At 44.8% G+C, this 4,067-nt stretch carries 1 protein-coding gene; it reads left to right on the forward strand.

From position 1 onward, the window contains the following. The coding region (locus FM107_RS09015) for a helicase-related protein (protein WP_143559464.1) at positions 1-3,976 on the forward strand (3,976 nt) is incomplete at its 5' end. Between the last annotated feature and the right edge of the window lie 91 nt (positions 3,977-4,067).

Genomic DNA, 4,067 nt, shown 5'->3' on the forward strand with positions numbered 1-4,067 from the left:
TATACCGCCAAAATCTAACGGTACACCACCAGTAAATGGCAAAAAACAGGAAGCTATCGGCGATTTGTTTTCACAAGCAAACGGGAATGTCCAAGCGGACACGCCAGCCATTCCCAAAATGCCAATTAACACCATTCCCGAACCTGCTCCGTACAGTGGCGAACTGCAACCGTTCCACCGAAACGACTGCCTTGTCGTGGATAACGGTTGGGTCGGTCATCTGCAAGAAGTAGATACCGCAGACGGTACGGCTGTTTTTCATCCCTTGCAACTGTCGTCCTTGCAGAAAGCAAGAGCCGAAGCGTATATCGGAGTGCGTGATGTTTACCAACAGCTTTACAATAAAGAAGCGGAGCTTCAGACCGAACATAAGGAAGAAAGGGAAACACTTAACCGCCTTTACGATGCCTTTGTCAAAAGGTACGGAAATCTCAATAGTGCGGATAATATCAAGCTCATCAAAACGGACAGTGCAGGTAAAGAAATACCCTATCTGGAGCGTGTCGTTGGCGGTGTAATCCATAAAGCAGATATATTCAACCGTCCTGTAAGTTTTTCTACCGCAACCATTGCAACGGACAATCCCGAAGAAGCGTTATCGGCTTCACTGAACAAATATGGAAGCGTGGATTTGGACTTTATGTCCGAAATCAGCGGTATGCCTGCTGATGCTTTGAAAGAAGCCTTACACGGTCGCATCTACTACAATCCATTGCAAAAGGAATATGAAATATCTGAACGCTGGGTTGCGGGCAATGTAGTGGAGAAAGCCAATGAATTAAGAGATTACCTCGAAAGCAATCCCGATGATACCGAAGCCAAAGAAAGCCTTATCGTATTAGAGGAAGCCCGACCAAGACGTATCGAATTTGAGGAACTCGATTTTAATCTGGGTGAACGCTGGATACCCGCAGGTATTTATGCCCGATTTGCATCGCACCTGTTCGATGCGGAAGTCCGTGTACATTATTCGGATAGTGCCGATGACTTTTCCGTCACCTGCAAACAGAAGAACGTACATATCTGGGATAAATATGCGGTCAAAGCCAAAAGCCGGACGTATGACGGGATTGCTCTGCTCAAACACGCCCTTGTCAATACCACGCCCGATATTTCAAAGACAGTAGATGTAGATGGCAAAGAGGTCAAGGTGCGGGATATGGAAGCCATACAAATGGCGAATACCAAAATAGACGAAATCCGAACCGCCTTTACCGATTGGCTCCACGCCCAAAACGATGAGTTTAAAACAAAGCTTACCGAACAATACAACGATACCTTTAACTGCTTCGTCCGACCGAACTATGACGGCTCACATCAGGAGTTTCCGGGATTAGACCGTAAGGGATTGGAAATTGAAGACCTGTATTCGAGCCAAAAGGATGCCGTTTGGATGATAAAGCTGAACAACGGTGCTATCTGCGACCACGAAGTAGGTGCAGGAAAGACGTTGATAATGTGTACGGGTGCACAGGAAATGAAGCGTTTGGGCTTAGCCCACAAACCGATGATAATCGGACTGAAAGCCAATATACCCGAAATTGCCGAAGCCTACCGCACCGCCTATCCCCACGCCAAAATTTTATACCCCGGCATTGATGATTTCACGCCCGAAAAACGTCTGCGGATTTTCGGCGATATTAAGAACAACGAGTGGGATTGCGTGATACTAACACACGACCAATTCGGAATGATACCCCAATCGCCCGAAATACAAAAGGAAATTCTGCAAATCGAATTGGACAGCGTAGAGGAAAACCTTGATGTTATGCGAAGTCAAGGCGAAGACATAACGCAATGGATGCTAAAGGGAGCGGAAAAACAAAAGGAAAACCTCGAAGTAAAGCTGAAAACCCTGCAACACGACATTGAGAACCGCAAAGATGATATTGTGGACTTCAAAATGATGGGCATAGACCATTTGTTTGTGGACGAAAGCCACCAATTCAAAAACCTGACGTTCAACACAAGGCATTCAAGGGTTGCGGGATTGGGCAATCAACAGGGAAGCCAAAAGGCACTGAACCTGCTGTTTGCCATACGTACTATACAAGAGCGTATTGATGCGGATATGGGTGCGACCTTTCTTTCAGGTACAACCATTAGCAATTCGCTGACTGAATTATACCTACTCTTTAAATACCTGCGACCACGGGCATTGGCAAAACAGGGCATTAATTCCTTTGATGCGTGGGCAGCGATTTATGCCAAGAAAACAACCGATTATGAATTTTCGGTGGCTAACAATATCGTCGCAAAAGAGCGTTTCCGCTACTTTATCAAAGTGCCGGAACTGGCTCAATTTTACTCCGAAATTACGGATTACCGTACTGCTGAAATGATTGGCATAGACCGCCCCGAAAAGAACGAGATATTCTATAACATACCGCCTACGCCTGACCAGGAAGTGTTCATTCAAAAGCTGATGGAGTTTGCCAAAACGGGCAAAGGCGAATTATTAGGCAGGGAACCGCTATCCAAAAAGGAGGAAAAAGCAAAGATGCTCATTGCTACGGACTATGCCCGTAAGATGTCTTTGGATATGCGAATGGTAAGCCCCCATTACAAAGACCACCCCGATAACAAGGCTTCGCATTGTGCCAATAGTATTGCCAAGTATTACCACAAATTCAACGCACAGAAAGGAACGCAATTCGTTTTCTCTGATTTGGGAACGTACAAGCCTAACGAATGGAATATCTACTCCGAAATCAAACGTAAGCTGGTAGAAGACCACGGCATACCTGCACACGAAATCCGCTTTATACAGGAAGCGAAAAACGACAAGCAACGAAAGGCACTTATAAAGGGAATGAATGACGGTACAATTCGTGTGCTGTTCGGTTCTACGAGTATGTTAGGCACAGGCGTAAACGCACAAAAAAGAGCCGTTGCCGTACATCATCTGGATACGCCGTGGCGACCGTCTGACCTTGCCCAAAGGGACGGTCGGGCTATCCGTAAAGGCAATGAAATCGCTAAACATTTTAACAATAACAAAGTGGATATAATTATATATGCAGTAGAAAAATCATTGGACAGCTACAAATTCAACCTGCTGTACAACAAACAGCTATTCATTAACCAACTAAAATCCAACAATCTCGGCAAACGGACAATTGACGAGGGCAGTATGGACGAAAAATCGGGTATGAACTTCTCGGAATACGTGGCTATCCTTATGGGAAATACAGACCTGTTGGATAAAGCTAAAATAGAAAAGCAGATTGCGGGATTGGAGAGCGAACGGCAATCGTTCAACCGTTCAAAATCAAGTGCCAGATATAAATTGGAAGATTATACGGCAGAATTGAACAAAGCCCAATCCCGATTTGACCGTATGAGCCTCGATTGGAATAATCTACAAGGGCGTATCCAAAAACGTTATGATGGCACTATTGCCAACCTTATTAAATTGGACAGCTTGTCACCCAATGCGGATATAAAACAAATCGGAGCAAAACTCAATCAGCTTGCGGACAAATCCCGTACAGGTGGGGATTATGAAGAAATCGGAAGCCTTTACGGTTTTCAGCTTTTGGTAAAAACGGAAATGTCGCAAAAAGAGGGCGTGGATATTCGGGTAAACCGTTTTCTGATACAGGGCGAGGGCAATATCAAATACGCCTACAACAACGGTATCATCGCTAAGGATGAGAAATTGGCATCTATGAATTTCCTCAACGCATTGGAAAAACTGCCTGCCTACATTGAAGAGGAGCAGAAGAAAATTGCCGAAATTCAAAAGGATTTACCTGTTCTGCAAGAAGTGCTGAACGGTGCGTGGAGCAAGGAAAGCCGATTGAGCGAATTGAAAACGGAGCTGGCTGCTGTTGAGCGGAAAATACAATTATCGCTCACGCCCGAAACAAAAGGAGAACCTGCGGAACAAGCCGAAGAAAAGCAAGAAACGCCAAAGATTTCAGAAAGTATTGTCCGTACAAAAGGTGTTCATATGCCAAGAGGGATATTGTAAGGATCTTAGTTTATCCTTTCGTCATCTTCATCCATCTTTCTGATCAAAGCGTCACGTAAGCTGTCAAGGAATTTAGTCCGGTTTATTTTTC

It is taken from the genome of Sphingobacterium sp. JB170 (genome assembly GCF_900163865.1).
Lineage (GTDB): Bacteria > Bacteroidota > Bacteroidia > Sphingobacteriales > Sphingobacteriaceae > Sphingobacterium.